The 23935-nt window shown below is 74.3% G+C and carries 18 protein-coding genes; 17 read left to right on the top strand and 1 reads right to left on the bottom strand.

The features are described from left to right. The first annotated feature begins 34 nt into the window (after positions 1-34). From JOF54_RS07130 to JOF54_RS07050, 17 genes are all read left to right on the top strand, one after another. The gene (locus JOF54_RS07130) at positions 35-385 is read left to right on the top strand and encodes a holo-ACP synthase (RefSeq protein WP_210054267.1); all 351 of its coding nucleotides are present in this window, start codon (positions 35-37) and stop codon (positions 383-385) included. Positions 386-461: 76 nt separating this feature from the next. After that, entirely contained in the window at positions 462-1916 is a 1455-nt protein-coding gene (locus JOF54_RS07125) for an NAD(P)H-hydrate epimerase (protein WP_210054266.1), read from the top strand. Continuing rightward, the gene (gene alr / locus JOF54_RS07120) at positions 1913-3058 is read left to right on the top strand and encodes an alanine racemase (RefSeq protein WP_307803923.1); all 1146 of its coding nucleotides are present in this window, start codon (positions 1913-1915) and stop codon (positions 3056-3058) included. Before JOF54_RS07125 ends, alr begins: the two co-directional genes overlap by 4 nt. Before the next feature lie 50 nt (positions 3059-3108). Further along, the gene (locus tag JOF54_RS07115) at positions 3109-4263 is read left to right on the top strand and encodes an alpha/beta fold hydrolase (protein ID WP_210054263.1); all 1155 of its coding nucleotides are present in this window, start codon (positions 3109-3111) and stop codon (positions 4261-4263) included. A gap of 221 nt (positions 4264-4484) precedes the next feature. After that, positions 4485-7475 (top strand): DEAD/DEAH box helicase, encoded by a 2991-nt coding sequence (locus JOF54_RS20815; protein ID WP_245358005.1) that lies wholly within the window; start codon positions 4485-4487, stop codon positions 7473-7475. 89 nt (positions 7476-7564) lie between these two features. Further along, complete coding sequence (gene tsaE / locus JOF54_RS21825) at positions 7565-8512, top strand: tRNA (adenosine(37)-N6)-threonylcarbamoyltransferase complex ATPase subunit type 1 TsaE (RefSeq protein ID WP_307803920.1); 948 nt, start codon at positions 7565-7567, stop codon at positions 8510-8512. Further along, on the top strand, positions 8505-9173 hold the full coding sequence (gene tsaB / locus JOF54_RS07100; RefSeq protein ID WP_210054261.1) for a tRNA (adenosine(37)-N6)-threonylcarbamoyltransferase complex dimerization subunit type 1 TsaB: 669 nt from the start codon (positions 8505-8507) through the stop codon (positions 9171-9173). The genes tsaE and tsaB overlap by 8 nt, the downstream gene beginning before the upstream one ends. Next, the gene (locus JOF54_RS07095) at positions 9170-9775 is read left to right on the top strand and encodes a GNAT family N-acetyltransferase (RefSeq protein ID WP_210054259.1); all 606 of its coding nucleotides are present in this window, start codon (positions 9170-9172) and stop codon (positions 9773-9775) included. Before tsaB ends, JOF54_RS07095 begins: the two co-directional genes overlap by 4 nt. Continuing rightward, entirely contained in the window at positions 9772-10812 is a 1041-nt protein-coding gene (tsaD, locus tag JOF54_RS07090) for a tRNA (adenosine(37)-N6)-threonylcarbamoyltransferase complex transferase subunit TsaD (protein WP_210054257.1), read from the top strand. Before JOF54_RS07095 ends, tsaD begins: the two co-directional genes overlap by 4 nt. A 34-nt stretch (positions 10813-10846) precedes the next feature. Continuing rightward, positions 10847-12040, top strand: coding sequence for a class I SAM-dependent methyltransferase (locus JOF54_RS07085; RefSeq protein WP_210054256.1), 1194 nt, complete (start codon positions 10847-10849; stop codon positions 12038-12040). A gap of 145 nt (positions 12041-12185) precedes the next feature. After that, the gene (locus JOF54_RS07080; protein WP_210054254.1) at positions 12186-13661 is read left to right on the top strand and encodes a metallophosphoesterase; all 1476 of its coding nucleotides are present in this window, start codon (positions 12186-12188) and stop codon (positions 13659-13661) included. A 365-nt stretch (positions 13662-14026) separates the two neighbouring features. Then, positions 14027-15388, top strand: a complete 1362-nt coding sequence (locus tag JOF54_RS07075) for a metallophosphoesterase (RefSeq protein ID WP_210054252.1) — start codon at positions 14027-14029, stop codon at positions 15386-15388. Positions 15389-15607: 219 nt separating this feature from the next. Then, positions 15608-15904, top strand: a complete 297-nt coding sequence (groES, locus tag JOF54_RS07070; RefSeq protein ID WP_091414381.1) for a co-chaperone GroES — start codon at positions 15608-15610, stop codon at positions 15902-15904. Between the two features lie 24 nt (positions 15905-15928). Next, on the top strand, positions 15929-17545 hold the full coding sequence (gene groL, locus JOF54_RS07065) for a chaperonin GroEL (protein WP_210054250.1): 1617 nt from the start codon (positions 15929-15931) through the stop codon (positions 17543-17545). Between the two features lie 180 nt (positions 17546-17725). Next, entirely contained in the window at positions 17726-18361 is a 636-nt protein-coding gene (gene shbA / locus JOF54_RS07060; RefSeq protein ID WP_210054248.1) for an RNA polymerase sigma factor ShbA, read from the top strand. Between the two features lie 143 nt (positions 18362-18504). Further along, entirely contained in the window at positions 18505-19992 is a 1488-nt protein-coding gene (gene guaB, locus JOF54_RS07055; RefSeq protein WP_307803919.1) for an IMP dehydrogenase, read from the top strand. Positions 19993-20047: 55 nt separating this feature from the next. Next, positions 20048-21151 (top strand): GuaB3 family IMP dehydrogenase-related protein, encoded by a 1104-nt coding sequence (locus JOF54_RS07050; protein ID WP_210054244.1) that lies wholly within the window; start codon positions 20048-20050, stop codon positions 21149-21151. Positions 21152-21234: 83 nt separating this feature from the next. On the opposite strand, the gene JOF54_RS07045 is transcribed toward JOF54_RS07050, so the two are convergent. Then, positions 21235-23754: an immune inhibitor A domain-containing protein gene (locus JOF54_RS07045; protein WP_245358004.1), complete on the bottom strand. Its 2520-nt coding sequence runs from the start codon at positions 23752-23754 to the stop codon at positions 21235-21237. Between the last annotated feature and the right edge of the window lie 181 nt (positions 23755-23935).

Here is a 23935-nt window from a genome sequence, read left to right as displayed (position 1 = left end):
GGGGCCGCCCCCGGGACCCGGCCGGGACCGCGCCGTGATCGTGGGCCTGGGCATCGACGTGTGCGACGTGGGCCGCTTCGCCGCCGCCGTGCAGCGCCGGCCCGGCCTGGTCCGGCGGCTGTTCACCCCCGCCGAGGCCGAGCGCCCGGTGGCCTCGCAAGCCGCGCGCTTCGCCGCCAAGGAGGCGCTGGCCAAGGCCCTCGGGGCGCCGTCGGGGATGTCCTGGCTGGACGCCGAGGTGGTCACCGACGCCAGCGGGCGGCCGTCCTTCGTCGTCACCGGCACCGTCGCGGCGCGGGCGGCCGCGCTGGGCGTGGCCAGCATCCACGTCTCCCTCTCCCACGACGCCGGGATCGCCTCCGCCGTCGTCGTCTGCGAGGCCTGACCATGATCACCGGCGTGGTCAGCACCAGGACGCCGCTGGCCACCAGCAGCACCATGATCGCCACCAGGAGGGCGCGATGATCACCGCCGCGACCGCGGACGCCGTGCGCGAGCTGGAGCGCCGGACCATGATCAGCACCGGCGACGACGCCTTGATGCAGCGGGCCGCCGCCGGCCTGGCCGCGGTGCTGGCGGCCGAGCTCCGGCACCGGGCCGGGCACCTGTACGGCACGGCGGTGACGCTGCTCGTGGGCCCGGGGAACAACGGCGGCGACGCCCTGTTCGCCGGCGCCCGGCTGGCCGCCCGCGGGGTGGCGGTCCGCGCCGTCCGCTGCCTGGGCCGCCCGCACGCGGCCGGGCTCGCGGCGCTGCTCGCCGCCGGCGGCCGGGTCGTCGACCTGCCCGAAGACGGCCGGCTGAGCGGCCCCGTCACCCTCGTCGTCGACGGCGTCCTGGGCATCGGCGGCCGGCCGGGGCTCCCGGAGCCGGTCGCCCGGCTGGCGGAGGCGGTGGCGGAGGATGGCTGGCCCCTGGTGGCCGTCGACCTGCCCTCCGGGGTCGACGCCGACACCGGGGCCGTCGCCGGGGCGGCGTTCTGCGCCGACCGCACGGTGACCTTCGGCGTGCACAAGGCCTGCCACCTGCTGGAGCCCGCCCGCGGCCGCTGCGGGGTGGTCGAACGCGTCGACATCGGCCTGGAGGCCGCGGACACCACCGCGCCGGGGTGGCTGCACGCCCTCGAGGACGACGACCTGGCCCTCGGCTGGCCCTACCCGGGCGCCGCCAGCGACAAGTACGCCCGCGGGGTCGTCGGCCTGGACGCCGGCTCCGACCAGTACCCGGGCGCCGGCGTACTCTCCACCACCGGCGCGGTGCACGCGGGCGCCGGGATGGTCCGCTTCCTCGGCGCCGACCGGCCCGCCGAGCTGGTCCGGCGCCGGCTGCCCGACGTCGTCTTCTCCCCGGGCCGGGTGCAGGCGCACCTGCTGGGCTCCGGCTGGGGCGACCGCCCCGACGGCGCGGACGTCGTCGCGGCGGCCCTGGACACCGGCCTGCCCGCCGTGGTCGACGCCGACGGCCTCCGGTTCCTCCCGGACCACCTGCCCGCGAGCTGGCTGCTCACCCCGCACGCGGGCGAGCTGGCCCGGCTGCTGGACCGCGAACGGGGCTGGGTCGAGGAGGACCCCTTGCGGGCCGTCCGCGCGGCCGCGGCGCGGACCGGGGCGACCGTCCTGCTCAAGGGCGCCAGCCAGCTGGTCGCCAGCCCGGAGCACGGCTGGGTCGGGGTGGCGGTGCCCGGTCCTGCCTGGACGGCCCGGGCCGGCTCCGGCGACGTCCTCGGCGGCATCTGCGCGACGCTGCTGGCCGCCGGGCTGCCGGCGTGGCGGGCGGGGCTGCTCGGGGCGTCGGTGCAGGCCGTCGCCGCCCGCACCCACCCCGGTCCGCTGCCGCCGCACGCGCTGGCGGAGCGGCTGCCCGAGACGGTGGGCCGGCTCGAGGCCCGCGCCCGCGCGCTGGGGGTCCGTCCGTGACCGCGCGGATCGACCCGATGACGGCGAGCGCCGACGTCGACCTCGACGCGGTGGCCGCCAACGTGGCCGCCCTCGTCGACCTCGTGGCTCCGGCCGCGGTGATGGTCGTCGTCAAGGCCGACGGCTACGGGCACGGGATGCTGCCCTGCGCGCGTGCGGCCCGGGCCGCCGGCGCCGGCTGGCTGGGGGTCGCCACGCCGGCGGAGGCGCTCGCGCTGCGCGAGGGCGGGGACACCGGGCCCGTGCTCGCCTGGCTGTACGGCGTGGACGAGGACCTGACGCCGCTGGTCGCCGCCGGCGTCGACGTCTCGGTGTCGACCGCCGAGCAGGTCAGCCGGCTGGTGGGCGCGGCCGCCACCGTCGAGCAGCCCGCGCGGGTGCACCTCAAGATCGACACCGGGCTCTCCCGCAACGGCGCGCCCGCCGCGGCCTGGGACGGGCTGTGCGCGGCGGCGGCGGAGGCCGAGGCGGCGGGAGCGCTGGAGGTCGTGGCCATCTGGTCGCACCTGGCCGCCGCGGACGAGCCGGGCCACCCGTCGGTCCCGCTGCAGGTCGCGGCCTTCGACGACGCCTACGCCCGCGCCCGGGTGGCCGGCCTGGAGCCCCGGCTGCGCCACCTGGCCAACTCGGCAGCCGCGCTGGTGGTGCCGGAGGCCCGCTACGACCTCGTGCGGGTGGGCATCGCCAGCTACGGCGTCGACCCGGCGCCCGGGATCGCGGCGCGGGCCGGGCTGGTGCTGCGGCCGGCGATGACGCTCCGGGCCCAGCTGGTGCAGGTCAAGGACCTCGCCGCGGGAGCCGGGGTGTCCTACGGCTGGACGTGGGTGGCCGACCGCCCGGTGACCGTCGGCCTGGTGCCCCTCGGCTACGCCGACGGGGTGCCGCGGCACGCGAGCGGCGTGGCGCAGGTGCAGTCCAGCGCCGGCCGGGCGCCGGTCCGCGGCCGCGTCTGCATGGACCAGCTGGTCGTCGAGCTGCCGGGCCCCGCCGCGACCGGCGACGAGGTCGTCCTCTTCGGGCCGGGGACCGACGGGGAGCCGACCGCGGCCGCGTGGGCGGACTGGTGCGGGACCATCGGCTACGAGATCGTCACCCGGGTGGGGGAGCGGGTCCCCCGGCGGTACCGGGGCGGGGCCGCTTGATGGCCGTCCTCCCGCCGCGGCGTCCGCCCGGCCGGCGAGGACTGCGGCCGGTGCTGCCGGCCAGCGGGCCCGCCGCGCTGCTGGCCCGGCTGGCGGCCCCGCCGCGGCGGACCGCTCCGCTGGTCACCCCGGGCCGGCTGGCCACGGGCGCCGGTCTGCTGGCCGGGCTCGCGGCGCTGGCCGCGGGCGGCGTCGCGGCCGGCCTGCAGCTGGAGCGCCGCCTGGTCACGCGGCGGATCTACGAGCGCCACGAGGTCGAGGAGCAGCGCGGCGAGGAGGAGCCGCCCTTCTTCTCCCTGCGCGCGCCCGGTCCCGACGTGCTCACCCCCGACGGCGTCGTGCTGCACACCGAGGTGGACGAGGTGGCCGGAGGCGCGCCCGACGACCTCACCGTCGTCCTCGTGCACGGCTACGCGCTGAGCCTGGACTGCTGGCACTTCCAGCGCCTGCACCTGCGCGGACGCGTCCGCACGGTCCTCTACGACCAGCGATCGCACGGCCGCTCGGGGCGCTCCGACGTCGCCCGCTGCCGCGTCCCCCAGCTGGCGGAGGACCTGTTCCAGGTGCTCGAGGAGGTGGCCGGCCCGGGGCCGGTGGTGCTGGTGGGGCACTCGATGGGCGGCATGACGATCATGCACCTCGCGCAGGAGCGGCCGGAGCTGTTCGGCGACCGGGTCCGCGGGGTCGCGCTCTTCTCCACCGCGGCGGGGGAGATGGCCGACTACTCCCCGGTCCGCGGGCTCCCGGGCCGGGTCTTCTCCCGGGCGGCGCCGCCGCTGCTGGCCGCGCTCAACAAGGCGCCCGAGCTGGTCGAGCGGGGCCGCCGGGCGGGCTCGGACCTCAGCCACGTCGTCACCCGGGCGATGGCCTTCGGCTCCGACGTCCCCGTCAGCTACGTCGAGTTCATGTCCGACATGCTCGCCCAGACCTCGCTCGAGGTGGTCGCCGACTTCTACCCGGGCTTCGCCGAGCTCGACGAGTACGCGGCCTTCTCGGTGCTGAGCACGGTCGAGACCGCCGTCGTGGGCGGCGAGGACGACCTGATCACCCCGGTCACCCGCACGGACGCGATCGTCGAGCTGCTGCCCGACGCCGACACCCGCCGGGTGGCCGACTGCGGGCACATGGGAATTCTCGAGCACCACGCGGTGTTCGACCAGGTGATCGACCAGCTGGTCGAGCGGGTCCGCCGGCGCTTCGGCTGATCCCGGGTCCGCGAGGGCCGGGGATCATCGCAGAGCTCGGGTGGTCGGGGAGCCGCCGTCCGGATGGTAGTCTTGTTCTTCTGGCCGTTTGCCGGCCATGCCCATCGCGCGCTCCACGACGGAGCGGCGCACCGAGGCTCGTCTTCCCACCACATCTTGCGATGGTTCGGGCGTTGACGTGCCTGAGCCAAGGTCCGCACCGCCGGACAGAAGTGAGATGCATGCCTGCCAAGAGCACGCCCGCGCCCAAGAGCCGCAAGGCGGACGGCACGGAGAAGAAGCGCTGGAGCGCTGCCGAGCGGAAGGACCGGGGTCACGACCCCCGTCGCCGCGGCGGCCAGTCCGGCCCCACCCCCCGTCGCGAGGGCCGCGACGACCGCCGCCCCTCGGGTGAGCGCAGCGAGCGTCCGGCCTACAGCCGGGACGACCGCCGTTCGTCCTCCGGCGAGCGCACCGAGCGCCCCGCCTACAACCGCGACGACCGCCGCCCCTCCTACGGCGAGCGGACCGAGCGTCCGGCGTACAACCGGGATGACCGTCGCCCCTCCTCCGGGGACCGCGGCGAGCGTCCGGCCTACAACCGGGATGACCGTCGCCCCGCCGGGGGCCGGGACGACCGTCGCCCCTCGTACGGCGAGCGGACCGAGCGCCCGGCGTACAACCGCGACGACCGTCGCCCGGCCGCGAACCGTGACGACCGTCGCCCCTCGTACGGCGAGCGGACCGAGCGTCCGGCGTACAACCGTGACGACCGCCGCCCCTCGTACGGCGACCGGACCGAGCGTCCGGCGTACAACCGTGATGACCGTCGCCCCTCGTACGGCGAGCGCAGCGAGCGCCCGGCGTACAACCGGGACGACCGTCGCCCGGCCGCGAACCGCGACGACCGTCGCCCCTCGTACGGCGACCGGACCGAGCGTCCGGCCTACAACCGTGACGACCGTCGCCCCTCGTACGGCGAGCGCAGCGAGCGCCCGGCGTACAACCGCGACGACCGTCGCCCCTCGTACGGCGACCGGACCGAGCGCCCGGCCTACAACCGGGACGACCGCCGCCCTTCCGGGGACCGCGGCGACCGTCCGGCGTACAACCGTGACGACCGTCGCCCGGCTGCGAACCGCGACGACCGTCGCCCCTCGTACGGCGACCGGACCGAGCGTCCGGCCTACAACCGTGACGACCGCCGGCCCTCGTACGGCGAGCGCAGCGAGCGCCCGGCCTCCAACCGGGACGACCGTCGCCCCTCGTACGGTGACCGGACCGAGCGTCCGGCCTACAACCGCGACGACCGTCGCCCTTCCTCCGGGGACCGCAGCGACCGTCCGGCGTACAACCGCGACGACCGTCGCTCCTCGTACGGCGAGCGCAGCGAGCGTCCGGCGGACAACCGGGACGACCGCCGTCAGGCCTTCGAGGAGCGCGACGAGCGCTCCGCCCAGCAGCGGGCGGAGCGCACCGAGCGCCCCGACCGTCCCCGGACGGCGGCGCACCGCGAGGAGCGCGCGGCCGCCGCAGCCGCTGCCGCCGCCAGCTCCGACGAGGCACCCGTCCTCGTCGAGCCGACGCCGGCCCCCGCCGACGAGGCCCCCGTCACCGACGAGGCCCCCGTCCTGACCGACGAGGCGCCGACCGTCACCGACGAGGCCCCGGCCGCCGTCACCGACGAGGCCCTCGTGACCGACGAGGCCACGGCCGTCACCGACGAGGCCCCGGCCGCCGTCACCGACGAGGCCCTCGTGACCGACGAGGCCACGGCCGTCACCGACGAGGCCCCGGCCGCCGTCGCCGACGAGGTGCCCGTCACCACCCCCCAGCCCGACACCCGTCCGCTCGACCGCAGCGACACCCCGCAGGAGCACCAGCACGTGACCATCACCGAGCCCACCGCCACCACCCCGACGACCACGGACGGCGACTTCGCCAGCCTCGGTCTCCCGCCCTCGCTGGTCAGCGCGCTGACCGCCGGCGGCATCACCGCGCCCTTCCCGATCCAGGCCGCGACCATCCCCGACGCGCTGACCGGCCGGGACGTCCTGGGCCGCGGCCAGACCGGCTCCGGCAAGACGCTGGCCTTCGGCCTGCCGATGCTCGCCCGGCTCGCCGGCGGCACCAGCAAGCACCCCCGCGGCCTGGTCCTCGTGCCGACCCGCGAGCTGGCCATGCAGGTCACCGACGTGCTGACCCCGCTGGCCCGCACCCTCGGCCTCTCGACGGTCCTCATCGCCGGCGGCATGTCCTACACCCCGCAGCTGCGCGCCTTCCAGCGCGGCGTCGACGTCGTCGTCGCCACCCCGGGCCGGCTCATCGACCTGATGGACCAGAACGCCGTCGACCTGACGCGCGTCGAGACCATCGTCCTGGACGAGGCCGACCACATGGCCGACCTCGGCTTCATGCCGGCCGTCACCCAGATCCTCGACACGATCCCGGCCGGCGGCCAGCGGATGCTCTTCTCCGCGACCCTCGACGGGGCGATCGACCGGCTGGTCAAGCGCTACCTGAGCAACCCGGTCACCCACGAGGTCGACTCCGGCCAGGCCAGCGTCACCACCATGGCGCACCACCTGGTCTACGTGGCCCCGCACGACAAGGCCACCCTGACCGCCGAGATCGCCGGCCGCCCGGGCCGCACCGTCGTCTTCGTCCGCACCCAGCGCGGCGCGGACCGCGTCGCCGAGCAGCTGCGCGACGCCGGCGTCATGGCCGGGGCGCTGCACGGCGGCCTGACCCAGGGCGCCCGTACCCGGATCCTCTCGGTCTTCAAGGAGGGCGACCTGCCCGTCCTGGTGGCCACCGACGTCGCCGCCCGCGGCATCCACGTCGACGAGGTCGGCCTCGTGCTCCAGGTGGACCCGCCCGCCGGGCCCAAGGAGTACCTGCACCGCGCCGGCCGCACCGCCCGCGCCGGCGGCACCGGTGTCGTCGTCACCCTCGCGCTGCCGCACCAGCGTCGCGAGATGACCCGGCTCACCTCCCAGGCCGGCGTCAAGCCCCAGTCGCTGACCGGTGCTCCCGGGGACGCGGCCGTGGCCGACGTCACGGGCGCCGTCCGGCCGACCGGGGTGGCCGTCAGCGCCGCCGACTACGAGCGGCTGATCGCGCCGCCGCGCAGCAACCGCCGCCCCTCGGGCGACCGCGGCTCGCGCGGCCCGCGCTCCCGCTCCGGTGGCTACGAGGGCCGTCGCCCCCAGCGCCGCAGCTTCGAGCGCTGACCGGCGCGCCCACCCGGGCGCCTGCTGCACCGTGCCCCGGTCCGGACGTGGAGAACCACGTCGGGACCGGGGCACTAGCATGTCCGCCGGTGAGCACCTCGGTATCTGAACTCGTGGTCTCGGTGGCGGAGCAGGACGACGCCGCCGGGATGGTCGAGGTCATCCACGCCGCCTTCGGGGCCCGGCCGCCGCTCGACCCGCCCTCCACCGCCATCACCGAGACGCCCGCGTCGGTCGCCGCCACGCTGGCCTCGGGGACGGGGGTCTACGCCGAGGTGGCGGGCCGCCCGGCCGGCGCCCTGCTCGTGGTCCCCACGGGACCGGGGCTGGTCACCTTCGCCCGGGTCTCGGTGCACCCCGACTTCCAGCGGCACGGCATCGCCTCCGCCCTCGTGCACGCCGCCGAGGAGCTGGCCGCCCGGGCCGGCCACCGGCGCGTCGAGCTCTTCGCCCGCGCGGAGTTCGGCCAGCTGATCACCTTCTGGGAGCACCGCGGCTACGTCGTCGACCGGCCGGCGCCGCACGGCGTCATCCTGGCCAAGGACCTGCCCGCCGTCGTCGTCGTGCCCACCGGCCCGGCCATGCAGGACCTGGGGGAGCGGCTGGCGGCGCTGCTGCGGCCCGGCGACCTGCTCATCGCCACCGGCGACCTCGGCGCGGGCAAGACGACCCTCACCCAGGGCATCGGCCGCGGCCTCGACACCGCCGGGCCGGTGATCTCGCCCACCTTCGTGCTCTCCCGGATCCACCCCGCGCGCGGCGACGGGCCCGCGCTGGTGCACGTCGACGCCTACCGGCTGCACAGCGCCGAGGAGCTCGACGACCTCGACCTCGACGCCACGCTGGCCGACGCCGTCACCGTCGTCGAGTGGGGCGCCGGGCTGGCCGAGGGCCTGGCCGAGGACCGGCTGGAGGTCGACGTCGTCGTCCGGCCCGCGCCCGACGCCGACGACGACCTGCGGCTGGTCGCCCTGCACGGCGTCGGCCCCCGCTGGGCCGGCGTCGACCTGCACGCGCTGCGGGGCCACCGTGGCTGAGCCGCTGGTGCTGGCGCTCGACACCTCCACCACCGTCGCCGTCGGCCTCGCCCGGGGCGGGGAGGTGCTGGGCACGGCCGGCGTGGCCGACCGGCGCGCCCACGTCGAGCAGCTCACCCCGCTGGTCCAGCGCTGCCTGGCCGACGCCGGGCTGCGGCCGGCCGACGTCGACCAGCTCGTCGTCGGGCTGGGCCCGGGACCGTTCACCGGGCTGCGCGTGGGCATCGTCACCGCGCAGGTGCTGGCCAGCGCGCTCCGCCGGCCCTGGCGGGGCGTCTGCAGCCTCGACGTGCTGGCCCGCCAGCACGTCCTCGAGCACCGCGACGCCGACGACGTCGGCCGGGCCTTCGTCGTCGCCACCGATGCGCGCCGGCGCGAGGTCTACTGGGCCCGCTACGACGCCGACGGCACCCGCGTCGAAGGGCCCCGGGTCAGCGCGCCCGGCGAGGTGCCCCGGCTGCCGGTCGTCGGTCCGGCCGCCGACCTCTACCCCGACCTCCTCGACGGCGTCCTCGGCCCCCGGACCCTCGACGCCGGCGTGCTGGCCGCGCACGGCCCCGACCTCCCCGACGCCGGCCGCGAGCCCCTCTACCTGCGCCGCCCGGACGCGGCCGAGCCCACCCGGCGCAAGTCGGTCCTGCTGCCGCGGGGGCCGCGGTGAGCGTCCGCACCGGCACGGTGAGCATCACCCCCGCCCGGCGCGACGACCTGCCGGCGGTGCTGGCGCTGGAGCGCGCCGGCTTCCCCGAGGCCGAGCAGTGGAGCGAGCGCAGCTGGGCCGGCGAGCTGCTGGGCGAGGGCCGCACCGTGCTGCTCGCCCGCGCCGAGCAGGTGCTGGGCGTCGTCGCCTTCCGCACCACCGGCGAGCACGCCGACCTGCACCGCCTCGTCGTCGCCCCGGGCCAGCGGCGGGCCGGGCTGGGCACCGCCCTGGTCACCGCGGGTCTGGAGGCCGTCCGGCACCTCGGCGCCCGCGCGGTGCTGCTGGAGGTCGACTACGACAACGAGGCCGCGATCGGGCTGTACCAGCGCCTCGGCTTCGAGCAGCTGACCGCCCGCCGCGACTACTACGGCCCCGGCCAGGACGCGCTGATCCTCAAGCTCTACGACCTCGAGGACTGGCCGCGGCGCCACGCCGCCCAACGCCGTGAGGAGGAGGCCGAGCGCGCGCAGGACGCCGCCCGGCCCCGACCCGTCGACCCGCCCCGACCCGTCGACCAGACCCGACCCGCCGACCAGGCCGAGACCGAGGAGCACCCGTGACCGGTCCGCTGATCCTGGGCCTGGAGTCCTCCTGCGACGAGACCGGCGTCGGCATCGTCCGCGGGCACGAGCTGCTGGCCAACGAGGTCGCCTCCAGCGTGGAGGAGCACGTCCGTTTCGGCGGCGTCGTCCCCGAGGTGGCCAGCCGCGCGCACCTGGAGGCGATGGTGCCGACGCTGGAGCGGGCCTGCGCCGCCGCCGACGTCGACCTGTCCGAGCTGGACGGCATCGCCGTCACCGCCGGTCCCGGGCTGATGGGTGCCCTCGTCGTGGGTCTGGCCAGCGCGAAGGCGCTGGCCCTGGCCCTGGACAAGCCGCTCTACGGCGTCAACCACCTCGCGGGCCACGTGGCCGTCGACCTGCTGGATCACGGCCCGCTGCCGCAGCCGTGCATCGCGCTGCTGGTCTCCGGCGGGCACACCTCGCTGCTGCGGGTGGAGGACATGGCCCGCTCGATCACCGAGCTCGGCTCCACCATCGACGACGCGGCGGGGGAGGCCTACGACAAGGTCGCCCGCGTCCTCGGCCTGCCCTACCCCGGCGGACCGGTCATCGACCGCGCGGCCACCGGCGACCCGCGGGCCATCACCTTCCCGCGCGGGCTGACCGCCGGCAAGGACCAGGAGCGGCACCGCTTCAACTTCTCCTTCTCGGGGGTGAAGACCGCGGTGGCGCGCTGGGTCGAGACCCGGCAGCGCGACGGCGAGGACGTGCCGCTGGCCGACGTCGCGGCGAGCTTCCAGGAAGCGGTCTGCGACGTGCTGAGCGCCAAGGCCGTCGACGCGTGCCTGGCCACCGACACCCCGGCGCTGCTCATCGGCGGTGGGGTGGCGGCCAACCGCCGGCTGCGCGCCCTGCTGGAGGATCGGACGGCGGCGCACGGCATCGAGCTGCGCACCCCGCGGCCGGCCCTGTGCACCGACAACGGCGCCATGATCGCGGTGCTGGGCTCCGCGGTGGTCAGCGCCGGCGGCCGGCCGTCGTCCCTGGACATCGGCGCCGACTCCTCGCTGCCGGTCGAGACCATCCTGCTGTAGGGCCGCGCCGTCCGCCCCGGGGGATGATGCCGGGGTGAGCGCACCCGCCCTGCCCTTCGGGCTGACCCCCGAGGCGCTCGCGGACGCCGCGGCCGAGCCGGACCCCGACGGGCTGGCCGCCGCCACCCGGCTGCGGGCCGCGCACGGTCCCGAGGTCGCCGCGGCCGCCCTGCACCAGGCGTCGCTGCGCCGCCGGGCCCGGACGAAGTTCGGCGAGCGGGCCACCACGCTCTTCTACACCCGCGACGGGCTGGAGCAGGCGACCCGGCCGGCCGTCGCCGCCCACCACGCCGCGCGGCTGGTGGCCGCCGGCGCCACCCGGGTGGTGGACCTCGGCTGCGGCATCGGCACCGACGCGCTGGCCTTCGCCGACGCCGGCCTGGAGGTGGTGGCCGTCGAGCGCGACCCGGGCACGGCGGCGGTGGCCGCGGCCAACCTGGGGGAGCGGGGCCGGGTGCTCTGCGCCGACGCGGAGGAGGTCGCCGCCGAGCTGCTCACCCCGGGCACCGCCGCCTTCTGCGACCCGGCCCGCCGCACCGGCAGCGGCCGGCTCTGGCGGGCCGCCGACTTCAGCCCGTCCTGGGACCTCGTCACGGCACTGCTGGCCGGGGACCGGGTGGCCGGGGTCAAGCTCGGACCCGCCCTGCCGCACACCCTGGTGCCCCCCGGCGCCGAGGCCGAGTGGGTGACCCACGACGGCGGCACCGTCGAGGTCGGTCTGTGGGCCGGCCCCGGGGCCCGGGCGGGCGTCGACGTCGCCACCCTGCTGGCCGGGTCGTCGGAGGAGGTGGCCCGGCTGGAGGTGCCGCGGCCCGCGCCCGGCCGGCCCGCGGAGCCGCTGCCGGTGGGACCGGTCGGCCGCTACCTCTACGAGCCCGACGGCGCGGTCATCCGGGCCCGCGGCGTCGCCCCGCTGGGCCGCCGGCTGGGGGCCCACCTGCTGGACGCGGAGATCGCCTACCTCACCGGCGACGACCTCACCCCGACGCCGTTCGCCACGGCCTTCGAGGTGCTCGAGGTGCTGGGCGCGGGGGAGAAGGCGCTGCGCCGGTGGGTGCGCGAGCACGCGGTGGGCACGCTGGAGATCAAGAAGCGCGGGGTCGACGTCGACCCGGCCGTGCTCCGCCGGCGGCTCGCCCCCCGGGGCCCGGGCGCGGCCACCCTGGTCCTGTCGCGCACCCCCGACGGCGCCGTCGCCCTGGTCGTCCGTCGCCTGAGGACCGCCTGAGACAGCCGTGGTGTGAGACCGGTCACGCAGCGCCTGTGATCCCGCTCACGAGCCACGTGTGCGGGCCTTTGCAGATGAGGGCAGGCTGAGAACCAGCGGTTACGGTACGCGCACCACCCTCCCCGGCTGCGAGCGGAGAACCGCCATGCACGTCTCGTCCCTGCGACCGCGGAGCGCGGTGAGGCCCGGCGCTGCGGCTCTCGCGCTCGCCCTGGCCGTCGTCGGCCTGCCCGCCCTCACCAGCTCGTCCTCGACCCCGGGCGCGCTGCCCGCCGCCGCGGCCGCGGCGCCCACCTGCTCCGCCCTCGGCGCGACCGTGCGCGAGCGTGTCAGCCCCACCACCCAGGCCAGCCTGCTCACCACGTCCGCGGCCGCCGCGACGAAGGCCGAGGCCGCCGGCTACACCTCCGTCCGCGACACCTCGGTGCGGGCGGGAGCGCGGAAGGCCGCGGGCCTGGTGGCGGTGCACCGGCTGTACCGGTCCGCCCGCGGCGGCAACTACTTCTACAGCACGAAGGCCGCGGAGATCCGGCGCGCCGTGAGCGCGCTGGGCTACACCGACCAGGGCGTGGCGTTCTGGGCCAGCCCCGTCGCGCGCAGCTGCCTGGTGGGGGTCACCAGCTACCACAAGGGCGGCACCCACCGCTACGTGACCAGCGCGGCGGACCGTGCGGCGCTCGCCGCCACCGGCTGGCGGGAGGAGGGGGTGCGCTTCTACCTGCGGAAGGCGCCGGTCGACCCCCGGTTCAGCATCGCCGTCATGCCCGACACCCAGCAGGAGGTGCTGAAGGCCGGCGACGGTCGCCTGGCCCAGCGCAGCCGCTGGCTGGTGGACCAGCGCGACGAGCTCGACCTCCGCTTCGTCAGCCACACCGGGGACGTCGTCAACTGGGACACCTCCGACCACGCCCAGTACCGCCGGGCGGCCGCCGGGCTGGCGCCGCTCGTCGACGCCGGCGTGCCGACCTCGCTGAGCATCGGCAACCACGACACCGCGGCCACCTGCCCCGGCGGCAGCGCCTGCGACGCCGCCCGGACCCGGGTGCTCTTCCGCCGGACGACGACCTTCAACCGCTACCTGGGCACCGGCCCGCTGGACCAGGAGGGCGCCTACGAGGCCGGCAAGGTCGACAACACGTACCACGTGTTCACCGCCGGCGGCGCGAGCTGGCTCGTGCTCAACCTCGAGCTGTGGCCGCGGACGTCCGTCGTGTCCTGGGCGGGGGAGGTCGTCCGCACCCACCCGAAGCACAACGTGATCGTGCTGACCCACTCCTACCTGACCGGCAAGGGCGGCATCAACCAGACCCGGGGCGGCTACGGCGACACCACCGGGCAGTACTTGTTCGACCACCTCGTCGGGCGCTACGCCAACGTCCGGATGGTCTTCTCGGGCCACGTGGGCACGGCCAAGCACCGCGTCGACCGCGGGGTGAACGGCAACCGGGTCGACTCCTACCTGCTGGCGATGCACAGCGACACGACCAACCCCGTCCGGCTGGTGGAGGTCGACACGCAGGCCGGGACGCTGCGGACGAAGGTCTACGCCCCCTGGACGCGGAAGACCTACACCGGAGCCGGCTACGCGAGCACGGTGCGCGGCGTCTCCTGGGTGCGCTGAGCCCCCGGGGCGGCGTGAGGTTGGCCACACCTCACGCCGTCCCGGGGCGCCCCGCAGGCGTGGCGGGCCCCCCAGCACCACCGACCGGGGCCCGCGCGAGCGCTGACCGTTATCGCGCGTGCATCGTTTCGTGACTTCTTCGTTATGCTTCGGGCGAGTCGTTCGGGGGGGCACTCTTCAACTAGGAGCCCGATCACATGCAGCAAGCACCAACCAGATCAGCCAGGGTCCGTTCCGTCGCTGCAGCCGGGACCGCAGGACTGCTGGTCACCACCACGTTCGCACTGGCACCGGCGACGACCGCCGCGGCCGCACCGACCACCACCGCACCGAGCTGCTCGGCGTTCGACGACCCGGTCTACACGGTGGTCAAGCCGTCCAACGGCGCGAGCCTGACGACCCCGTGGGCGGGTGAGGCCACCAAGGCCGCCGCCGCCGGGTTCACCGACAACCAGGGCGTCTCCTTCAAGGCGTCCACCGAGCCGGGTCCGGGGCTGGTCGCGGTCAAGCGGATGTACCGCTCCCTGCCGCAGGACTACATCTTCACCCGCTCGACCACCGAGCTGGTCTCGGCCGCGAAGCTGTTCGGCTACCGCGACCAGGGCACGACGTTCTACGTCTCGAAGGTGAAGGCGGACTGCCTGCAGCCCGTCGAGCGCTTCCGCAAGGGCACCCGGCACCGTCTCGCCGCGGGTGCGGCCGACCGGTCCGCGCTGCTCGCGGCCGGCTGGAAGTACGAGAACGTCGCCTTCTACGCGGCGCCGGCCGGCACCACCAGTGCTCCGCCGCCCACCACGCCGGCCCCGCCGCCGCCCACCCCGGCCAAGCCGCCGGTGACGAGCCCGGTGTCCAACGGCGCGTTCAGCTTCGCCGTCGTCCCGGACACGCAGAACGAGGTGCTCGTCAGCGGCGACCCGCGGCTGACCAACCGCAACCAGTGGCTGGTCAAGCAGAAGAACCTGGCCTTCGTCGCCCAGACCGGCGACCTGGTCAACTGGGACACCCCCGACCACCGCCAGATGGCCGCGGCCAAGAGGTCGATGGACGTCCTGGAGGACGCGGGCGTCCCCTACACCGTCTCGGTCGGCAACCACGACACGATGGCCACCGGCGTGGGCGGCAGCGCGCGGGACCCCAAGAACACCTACCGCCTGCAGCGCGACACCACGACGCTCAACAGCTACTTCAAGGCGAGCGACTTCGGCTCGGTGGCGGGCGCCTACGAGTCGGGCAAGGTCGACAACGTCTTCACCACCCACACCGCGGGCGGGCTGAAGTGGATGGTGCTGAGCCTGGAGTTCTGCCCCCGCCCGGGCGTGGTGGCGTGGGCCAAGAAGGTCGTCGCGGCCCACCCCGACCACAACGTGCTGATCTCGACCCACAGCTACCAGAACGGCGGCGGCGGGATCGACGGCAGCAACCAGGGCTACGGCGACACCAGCGGCCAGCAGCTGTTCGACCAGCTGGTCAGCCAGTACCCGAACATCAAGATGGTGTTCTCCGGGCACGTCGGCCTCGCGCAGCGGGCCCGCGTGGACACCGGTCGGAACGGCAACAAGATCTACTCGTTCCTCACCACCATGCACGACCCGGTCACCAACCCGGTGCGGATGTTCGACGTCGACCCGGCCAACGGCACGGTCAAGACCCGGATCTACGCCCCGCTGACGGGCACCACCTGGGGCACGTACAGCCAGACCCTCACCGGCGTGCAGTTCGTGCGCTGAGCCCCCCGGCCGCACCCCGCGGCCACCGACGACCCGACGGGTCGGCTCCTGCGGGAGCCGGCCCGTTCGTCGTCCCCGGTGCTGGCACTCCACCAGGGCGAGTGCTAATCTCGCCACTGGCACTCTCCCCCGGAGTGTGCCAACGGACGGGACGGCACCGCGACGACGTCCTGACCGCTCCTCCTGAACATCCCACACACTCGTGAAAGGGGTTTGGACGTGGCCACCACGATCAAGCCGCTCGAGGACCGCATCCTCGTTCAGCCGCTCGAAGCAGAGCAGACCACCGCCTCCGGCCTGGTCATCCCGGACACCGCCAAGGAGAAGCCGCAGGAGGGCAAGGTCATCGCGACCGGGCCCGGCCGCGTCGACGACAACGGCAACCGCGTGCCCCTCGACGTCGCCGAGGGTGACGTCGTCATCTTCAGCAAGTACGGCGGCACCGAGGTGAAGTACGACGGCAAGGAGCTCCTGCTCCTGAACGCGCGCGACATCCTCGCCGTCGTCTCCAAGTAGTAGAGCCGAGCAGAGGAACAGACCATGGCAAAGATCCTCCAGTTCGACGAGGAGGCCCGTCGCTCGCTCGAGCGCGGCGTCGACACCCTCGCGAACACCGTGAAGGTCACGCTCGGCCCGAAGGGCCGCTACGTGGTCCTCGACAAGAAGTGGGGCGCCCCCACCATCACGAACGACGGCGTGACCGTCGCCCGTGAGGTCGAGCTCGACGACCCCTACGAGAACCTCGGCGCGCAGCTCGCCAAGGAGGTCGCCACCAAGACCAACGACGTCGCCGGTGACGGCACGACGACGGCCACGGTGCTCGCCCAGGCGCTGGTGCACGAGGGCCTCAAGGCCGTCGCGTCCGGGGCCAACCCGATCGGCCTCAAGCGCGGCATCGACAAGGCCGTGGAGGCCGTCGTCGAGCGCCTGCGCGAGAACGCCCGCGAGGTGCAGACCACCTCCGACATGGCGAGCGTCGCCACCATCTCCGCCCGCGACGAGGTCATCGGCGAGCTCATCGCCGACGCCTTCGACAAGGTCGGCAAGGACGGCGTCATCACCGTCGACGAGTCCAACACGATGGGCACCGAGCTCGAGTTCACCGAGGGCATGCAGTTCGACAAGGGCTACCTCTCGCCGTACTTCGTGACCGACGCCGAGCGGATGGAGGCCGTCCTGGACGACCCCTACATCCTCATCAACTCGGGCAAGATCTCCTCGATGACCGAGCTGCTGCCGCTGCTCGAGAAGGTCATCGGCGCCTCCGGCACGCTGTTCATCGTGGCCGAGGACGTCGACGGCGAGGCCCTGTCCACCCTGGTGGTGAACAAGATCCGCGGCACCTTCACCTCCGTGGCCGTCAAGGCCCCGGCCTTCGGCGACCGCCGGAAGGCCATGCTGGAGGACATCGCCACCCTCACCGGTGGTCAGGTCGTGGCGCCCGAGGTCGGGCTCAAGCTCGACCAGGTCGGCCTCGAGGTGCTGGGCCGTGCCCGGCGCGTCGTGGTCACCAAGGACAACACCACGATCGTCGACGGCGCGGGCAGCTCCGACGAGGTCAAGGCGCGCGTCGCGCAGCTGCAGGCCGAGATCGAGCGCACCGACTCCGACTGGGACCGCGAGAAGCTGCAGGAGCGGGTCGCCAAGCTCGCCGGCGGCGTCTGCGTCATCAAGGTCGGCGCGGCCACCGAGGTCGAGCTCAAGGAGAAGAAGCACCGGATCGAGGACGCCGTCTCCGCGACGCGCGCCGCGATCGAGGAGGGCATCGTCGCCGGTGGCGGCTCCGCCCTCATCCACGCGGCGGAGGCGCTCAAGGGCGACCTCGGCCTCACCGGTGACGAGCGGACCGGCGTCGCCATCGTCCGCAAGTCCGCGGTCGAGCCGCTGCGCTGGATCGCCGAGAACGGCGGCGAGCCCGGCTACGTCGTCACCTCCAAGGTCGCCGAGATGCAGCCGGGCAGCGGTTACAACGCCGCCACCGGTGAGTACATCGACCTGATCGCGGCCGGGGTCATCGACCCCGTCAAGGTCACGCGTTCGGCCCTGGCCAACGCGGCGTCCATCGCCTCGCTGCTGCTCACCACGGAGACCCTCGTGGTGGAGAAGCCCGAGGACGAGGAGCCGGCGGCTGCCGGCGGTCACGGCCACAGCCACTGACCCAGCAGGACCGGCACGACCCAGCACGACCCGCACGACCCGCGAGGGCCCTTCCCGGCAGGGGAGGGCCCTCGTGGCGTTCCCGGGCGGCGCGCCGTCCCGCTTGTGGCGCCCCGCACCGTCTGCAACAGTGGCGCGCAGCAGGTGGCTCTCTCTCGGGGACGACAGGGGGTACGTAGGGTGACCGATCACGACCCGTTCGACCCGGCGCTCGTCGCCCGGGCGCAGTCCGGCGACGAGGTGGCGCTGCACGCGCTGCTGTCCGCCGTGCGGCCGCTGGTGCTGCGGTACTGCCGCTCACGGCTGCGCAGCTACGCCGGCGGTCTGGAGGCCGCCGACGACGTGGCCCAGGAGACCTGCGTCGCGGTGCTCGACGTGCTGCCGCGCTACCAGCGCCAGGGCGCACCCTTCGCCGCCTTCGTCTACGGCATCGCCGCGCACAAGGTCGCCGACGCCCAGCGGGGTTTCCGCCGCTCGGCCGTGCCGGTCGAGGAGGTGCCCGACCAGACCGAGCCGTCCCCGACGCCGGAGGAGCAGGCGGTCTCGGCCGCCGGGGTGCGGGCCGCGGCCGAGCTGCTGGGCCGGCTCCCCGCGCGCACCCAGCAGGTGCTGCTGCTGCGCGCCGGCGGGCTCAGCGCCGAGGCCGTGGGGCAGCGGCTGGGGATGACGGCCAACGCCGTGCGGGTGGCCCAGCACCGCGGGGTGGCCAAGCTACGGCACCTGGTGGAGGACTCCGAGGAGCACCGCGAGCTGTTCGCCGGCTTCCTGCGACCCGCGCCGCCCCCGGTCGAGCTGGGGCTCGCCGCCGGCTTCTGAGCCCGCCCGCGGGCCGGTCCGACCGGCTCCCGGCGGTGCTGGTCACGGCGGGCGGTCCGGGCCCGCTCGGCTAGCATGGGCACTCCGTTCCGCGTGAAAGGCCCAGGCCCGTGTCCTCGTCTCCCGGTCTCAGTGCTGCTGGTGTGCCCGAACCCTTCGCGACGCTCGGCCTGACGTTCGACGACGTCCTGCTGCAGCCGTCCGAGAGCGACATCATCCCGTCCCAGGTGCGCACGGAGTCCCGTGTCTCCAAGCGGATCAGCGTCAAGGTGCCCCTGGTCTCCTCGCCGATGGACACCGTCACCGAGGCCCGGATGGCCGTGGCGATCGCGCGCCAGGGCGGGCTCGGGATCATCCACCGCAACCTCTCCATCGAGGACCAGGCCCACCAGGTCGACGTGGTCAAGCGCTCCGAGGCCGGGATGGTCGACGAGCCCATCACCATCGCCCCCGACGCCACGATCGGGGAGGCCGACGCCATGTGCGGCCGCTTCCGGATCTCCGGCGTCCCGGTCGTCGACCGCGACATGACCCTGCTGGGCATCGTCACCAACCGCGACATGCGCTTCGAGAGCGACCCGGCCCGCCTGGTCGGCGACGTGATGACGAAGATGCCCCTGGTGACCGGCCCCGTCGGGATCAGCGGCGAGGACGCGATGTCGCTGCTGGCGGCGCACAAGATCGAGAAGCTCCCGCTGGTCGACGAGCGCGGCCGGCTCAAGGGCCTGATCACCCTCAAGGACTTCGTGAAGTCCGACCAGTACCCCGACGCCTCCAAGGACGACCAGGGCCGGCTGCGCGTCGGCGCGGCCGTCGGCTTCTTCGGCGACGCCTGGAAGCGGGCGATGTCGCTGATCGAGGAGGGCGTCGACCTGCTGGTCGTCGACACCGCGCACGGGCACTCCCAGGGCGTCATCGACATGGTCCGCCGGCTCAAGGCCGAGAAGGCCGCCGCCGACGTCGACGTGGTGGGCGGCAACGTCGCCACCTACGCCGGCGCCAAGGCCCTCGTCGAGGCTGGCGTGGACGGGGTGAAGGTCGGCGTCGGGCCCGGCTCGATCTGCACCACCCGGGTGGTCGCCGGCGTCGGCGTCCCCCAGGTGACCGCCATCCACAACGCGTCCCGCGCCTGCCGGCCCGCCGGCGTCCCGCTGATCGGCGACGGCGGCCTCCAGTACTCCGGCGACATCGCCAAGGCCCTGGTCGCCGGCGCCGACACCGTGATGCTCGGCTCGCTGCTCGCGGGCTGCGACGAGAGCCCCGGCGAGCTCATGTTCCTCAACGGCAAGCAGTTCAAGAGCTACCGCGGGATGGGCTCGATGGGGGCGATGGCCTCCCGGGGCCGCAGCGCCTCCTACTCCAAGGACCGCTACTTCCAGGGCGACGTGACCTCGGACTCCCAGCTGATCGCCGAGGGCATCGAGGGCCAGGTGCCCTACCGCGGCCCGCTCGCGGCCGTCGCCTACCAGCTGGTCGGCGGGCTGCGGCAGTCGATGTTCTACACCGGTGCGGCGACCATCCCCGAGCTCCAGGAGCGCGGGTCCTTCGTCCGGATCACCTCGGCAGGGCTCCGCGAGTCGCACCCGCACGACATCCAGATGACCGTCGAGGCCCCGAACTACGCCGGCTGAGACCGACCCGCTCCCGCACGGCCACCGCAGACCCAGCACGGGGAAGGCTCCCACCATGTTCGAGATCGGCCTCAGCAAGCGCGCGCAGCAGGCGTTCGCGTTCGACGACATCACGATCGTCCCGTCGCGGCGCACCCGCGGCGAGGAGGAGGTGTCGATGAGCTGGCGGATCGACGCCCAGACCTTCGCCTTCCCCCTGATCGCGGCACCGATGGACTCGGTCATGTCGCCGGCCACGGCCATCGCCGTCGGCCGGCTCGGCGGGCTCGGCGTGCTCAACCTCGAGGGCCTGTGGACCCGCTACGAGGACCCGCAGCCCTGCCTGGAGGAGATCGCCTCGATCGCCGACCCGGTGCAGGCCACCCGGCGGATGCAGGAGCTCTACGCCGAGCCCATCAAGGAGGAGCTGATCGGGGCCCGGGTGGCCGAGATCCGCGCTGCCGGCGTCCCCGCGGCCGGAGCCCTCTCGCCCCAGAACACGGCGGCCTACGCCCGCGCCGTCGTCGACTCCGGGGTGGACTTCTTCGTCATCCGCGGCACGACGGTCTCGGCCGAGCACGTGTCCTCGGCCAGCGAGCCGCTGAACCTCAAGCAGTTCATCTACGACCTCGACGTCCCCGTGATCGTCGGCGGCTGCGCCACCTACCAGGCGGCGCTGCACCTGATGCGCACCGGCGCGGCCGGCGTGCTCGTCGGCTTCGGCGGGGGAGCGGCGTCCACCACCCGCTCCGTGCTGGGCGTCGCGGTGCCGATGGCCTCGGCCGTCTCCGACGTCGCCGCCGCCCGCCGCGACTACCTCGACGAGTCCGGCGGCCGCTACGTCCACGTCATCGCCGACGGCTCGGTCAACCGCTCGGGCGACATCGCGAAGGCCGTCGCCTGCGGGGCCGACGCCGTGATGGTCGGCTCGCCGCTGGCCAAGGCCGTCGAGGCGCCCGGGCACGGCTTCCACTGGGGCCCCGAGGCCTGGCACGCCACCCTGCCGCGCGGCGAGCGCGCCCACTTCGAGACCGTCGGCACCCTGGAGCAGATCCTGCTGGGGCCCTCGACGGTGCCCGACGGGACGATGAACCTCGCCGGCGCCCTGCGCAAGGCCATGGCCACCACCGGCTACACCGACGTCAAGGAGTTCCAGCGGGTGGAGATCGTCGTCGGCTGAGGACGCCGCCACCCGCACGCAGCGACGGGCGCCACCGGAGTCCGGTGGCGCCCGTCGCTGTCGTGCGGGGGTGGGTCAGGCGGTCAGTCGCGCGCCGCCTCGCGAGCGCTGGTGAGCGTGGCGGTCGGGGAGACCTTCGTGCTCGTGCCCAGCTTGACGGTCATCGACGTGCCCTTCTGCTTCGTCACCTTCAGCGTGACGCCGACGCCCGGGGTCTTGACCCCGGTCCGCGGCTGCTCGGCGCGCCAGTAGCTGCGGGTGTCGTCGAACAGCGGCTGCGCCTTCGCGCCCCGGATGTAGCTGGGGGTGCCGTTGATGTGCAGCGTGAACGAGTCGGCCCGCTTCAGCGAGAACGGCGCGTCGTAGGTCTGCACGCGACCGCGGAACGGCTGCCCGTTGAGCCCGTAGAACAGGTCCGGGTGGGCGTCGACCGGCAGCACGAGCCCGTTGCCCGGGTGCTCGCTGGTGTTGTTGTCGCCGTACGAGGTGTCCCAGTAGTTGACCAGCAGGCCGGTCTGGTACGGGAAGAACTCGGCCTTGTTCGGCGCCGTGGCCCCGAAGCCGAAGTTGTACGGCCCGGTCTTCATGTACCGGTCGTAGGACTGGTAGGTCCGGTTGGACGCCAGGTAGTACTGGTTGTACAGGTCGGAGCGCGAGTCGCCGACGGCGGTGAAGCCGTCCGCGACCCAGCCGCCGGCGCCGGACTCGGCCCCGTCGCTGAACACCGTGGTCGTGCCGCTGGTGACGGCGATCTGGTCGGCGAAGAAGCCGATCCCGCCCTCGGCCCCGTCGGTGCGGTAGGCGAGACGGAGCTGGACCGAGCGGCCCGCGTAGGCCGACAGGTCGAAGGAGGCCGGGACGTAGCCCTTCGACGTCCCGTCGATGCCGTTGCCCTCCTCGGGGTTGGTGATCGTCCCGGCAAGGGACGCCCAGCCGGAGCCGTCGTTGACCTGCACGTAGGCGTAGTCGCAGGCTGTCTCGTCGCAGTCCTCGATGTCCCACGCGGCCTGGAAGGTCAGCGTGGCCGGACCGGTCGGCAGCGTCAGCGAGCGCGTGAGGGTGTTGCTGAGGTCGTCACCCTGGCCGCTCCACCACTGCTTGGCCCCGGCCGCCGGGGTGACGAGCGGGGTCTTGACCTCCTTGTCCGGGAGGACGACGGCGAGAGCCTGGGCCTTCTTGGTGTTGTACTCGTGCGGACCCAGCTTGAAGGTCTTCTTCTGGCCGGCGACCGCGGTCTCGTAGTCGAGCCAGTCGAGCTGCAGCTTGTCCCAGACGCCGAGGTCGGCCGGCCGGGTGCCGATGCCGACGTCGTCCTTGCCCCGGACGCGGCTCTGGGCCATCAGGGTCCACCAGTTGACGGGGTTGTCCCCGCTCTCGGCGGTGTCGTAGTGGTCCGGCAGGCCGAGGTCGTGGCCGAACTCGTGGGCGAAGACCGACAGGCCCCCGTTCTCGGGCTGGATGGTGTAGTCGCCGACCCACAGGCCCGTGTCGCCGACCGGCGTGCCGCCGAGCTTGTTGTTCGCGGGACCGGTCTTGCCCTCGTCGGTGTAGTACGCGTACCAGCGGTGGGACCAGATGGCGTCCTCACCCTGCTGCGGGTCCCCGTCGGCCTGGTCGCCCCCGGAGTGGACGATCTGGAAGTGGTCGAGGTAGCCGTCCGGCTCGTTGAAGTTGCCGTCGCCGTCGTAGTCGTAGCGGTCCTGCTGGTCGAAGGACGCAACGCCCTTCTTGATCTCGGCCGCGGTGCGGCCGGCGGCCTTCTGGTCGGCCACCCACTGGGTCAGCGCGTCGCTCAGCAGGGCCCAGGTGTTGTCGCAGACGTTGGAGTTGCAGACCGCCGGGTCGTCGCCGTTCGCGTCCTTCGGATTGTCGTCGGACCGGCCGTAGCGGGCCTCGTTGTACTTGACCTTCACCCAGGAGGTGACGCCACCGGTGACGGAGTAGCGGCCCGAGGACTGCTTCTCGTAGTAGGTCTTCAGCGACTCCTGGCCCTCGGCGTCGCCGAAGTAGAGGTCGCGGTAGTGCTGCGGGCTGTAGTTCGGCTGCCAGATCGTGGAGTTGTCCACGCTCCGGTCCGGCTCCGGGATCTGGTTGTGCAGCGGGCCCTCGAACGTCGTCGGGCCTTCCGTCCTCGGGTCGACGTCCTTGTCGGGGAAGTCCGGGTGGCGCTCGTCGCCGAACTCGGCCAGCACCACGAAGATCTTGTCGGTCTGCTGGCGGTCGAGCTCGACGTAGGAGTCGACCTTCCGCGGCTTCACCGCCTTGCCCGCCGCGAGCGCCTTCAGCTCGGCCTTGCTGTAGGGGGCGGTCTTGGTGCCGACCCGGACGACGTCGGACCCGTTGATCCGCTCGATCTTCCGCTCCCCGGTCAGCACCAGGTCGAGCGCCTTCTGCCGCAGCGCCCGCCGGTCGCTCTCCATCGGGCTGGAGAGGTCGTCGTCGACCTTCTCCGCCTTCGGAGCGGCCCCGAGCGGCCCCTCCTTGCCCACCCCGGTCACGGGGCTCCCGCCACTGCTGGGTCCTGCGACCGCCAGCCCACCGCTGCCCGCGGCGAGCGCCGCCGTCAGCGTCAGGCCCAGCAGCCCCATCGTTGCTCTGCGCAAGACAAACCTCCCCTGGGTGGCTCGTGGCCACCCTCGAACGATCGGATGTGGGCTCACCCTAGGCACCGGTCGCACAGGAAAGATAGGGGCCCCTCAACGAAGACCTACGTCAATTCGTGCCCCAGTGTGAAGGTTCAACCGTGCACCACGACGAAACGACGCCACCTCAGCGATGAGGTGG

Origin of the sequence: Microlunatus capsulatus, from assembly GCF_017876495.1 — a bacterium.
GTDB classification, from domain to species: Bacteria; Actinomycetota; Actinomycetes; order Propionibacteriales; family Propionibacteriaceae; genus Microlunatus; species Microlunatus capsulatus.
Note: the sequence above shows the minus strand (reverse complement) of the source record. Positions and strands in the feature narration are given on the sequence as shown.

Excerpts from the sequence above, each read along its gene's own strand:
- JOF54_RS07125 (WP_210054266.1), top strand. The coding sequence starts at position 462 with ATGATCACCGCCGCGACCGCGGACGCCGTGCGCGAGCTGGAGCGCCGG.
- JOF54_RS20815 (WP_245358005.1), top strand. The coding sequence starts at position 4,485 with ATGCCTGCCAAGAGCACGCCCGCGCCCAAGAGCCGCAAGGCGGACGGC.
- JOF54_RS07080 (WP_210054254.1), top strand. The coding sequence starts at position 12,186 with ATGCACGTCTCGTCCCTGCGACCGCGGAGCGCGGTGAGGCCCGGCGCT.
- groL (WP_210054250.1), top strand. The coding sequence starts at position 15,929 with ATGGCAAAGATCCTCCAGTTCGACGAGGAGGCCCGTCGCTCGCTCGAG.
- JOF54_RS07050 (WP_210054244.1), top strand. The coding sequence starts at position 20,048 with ATGTTCGAGATCGGCCTCAGCAAGCGCGCGCAGCAGGCGTTCGCGTTC.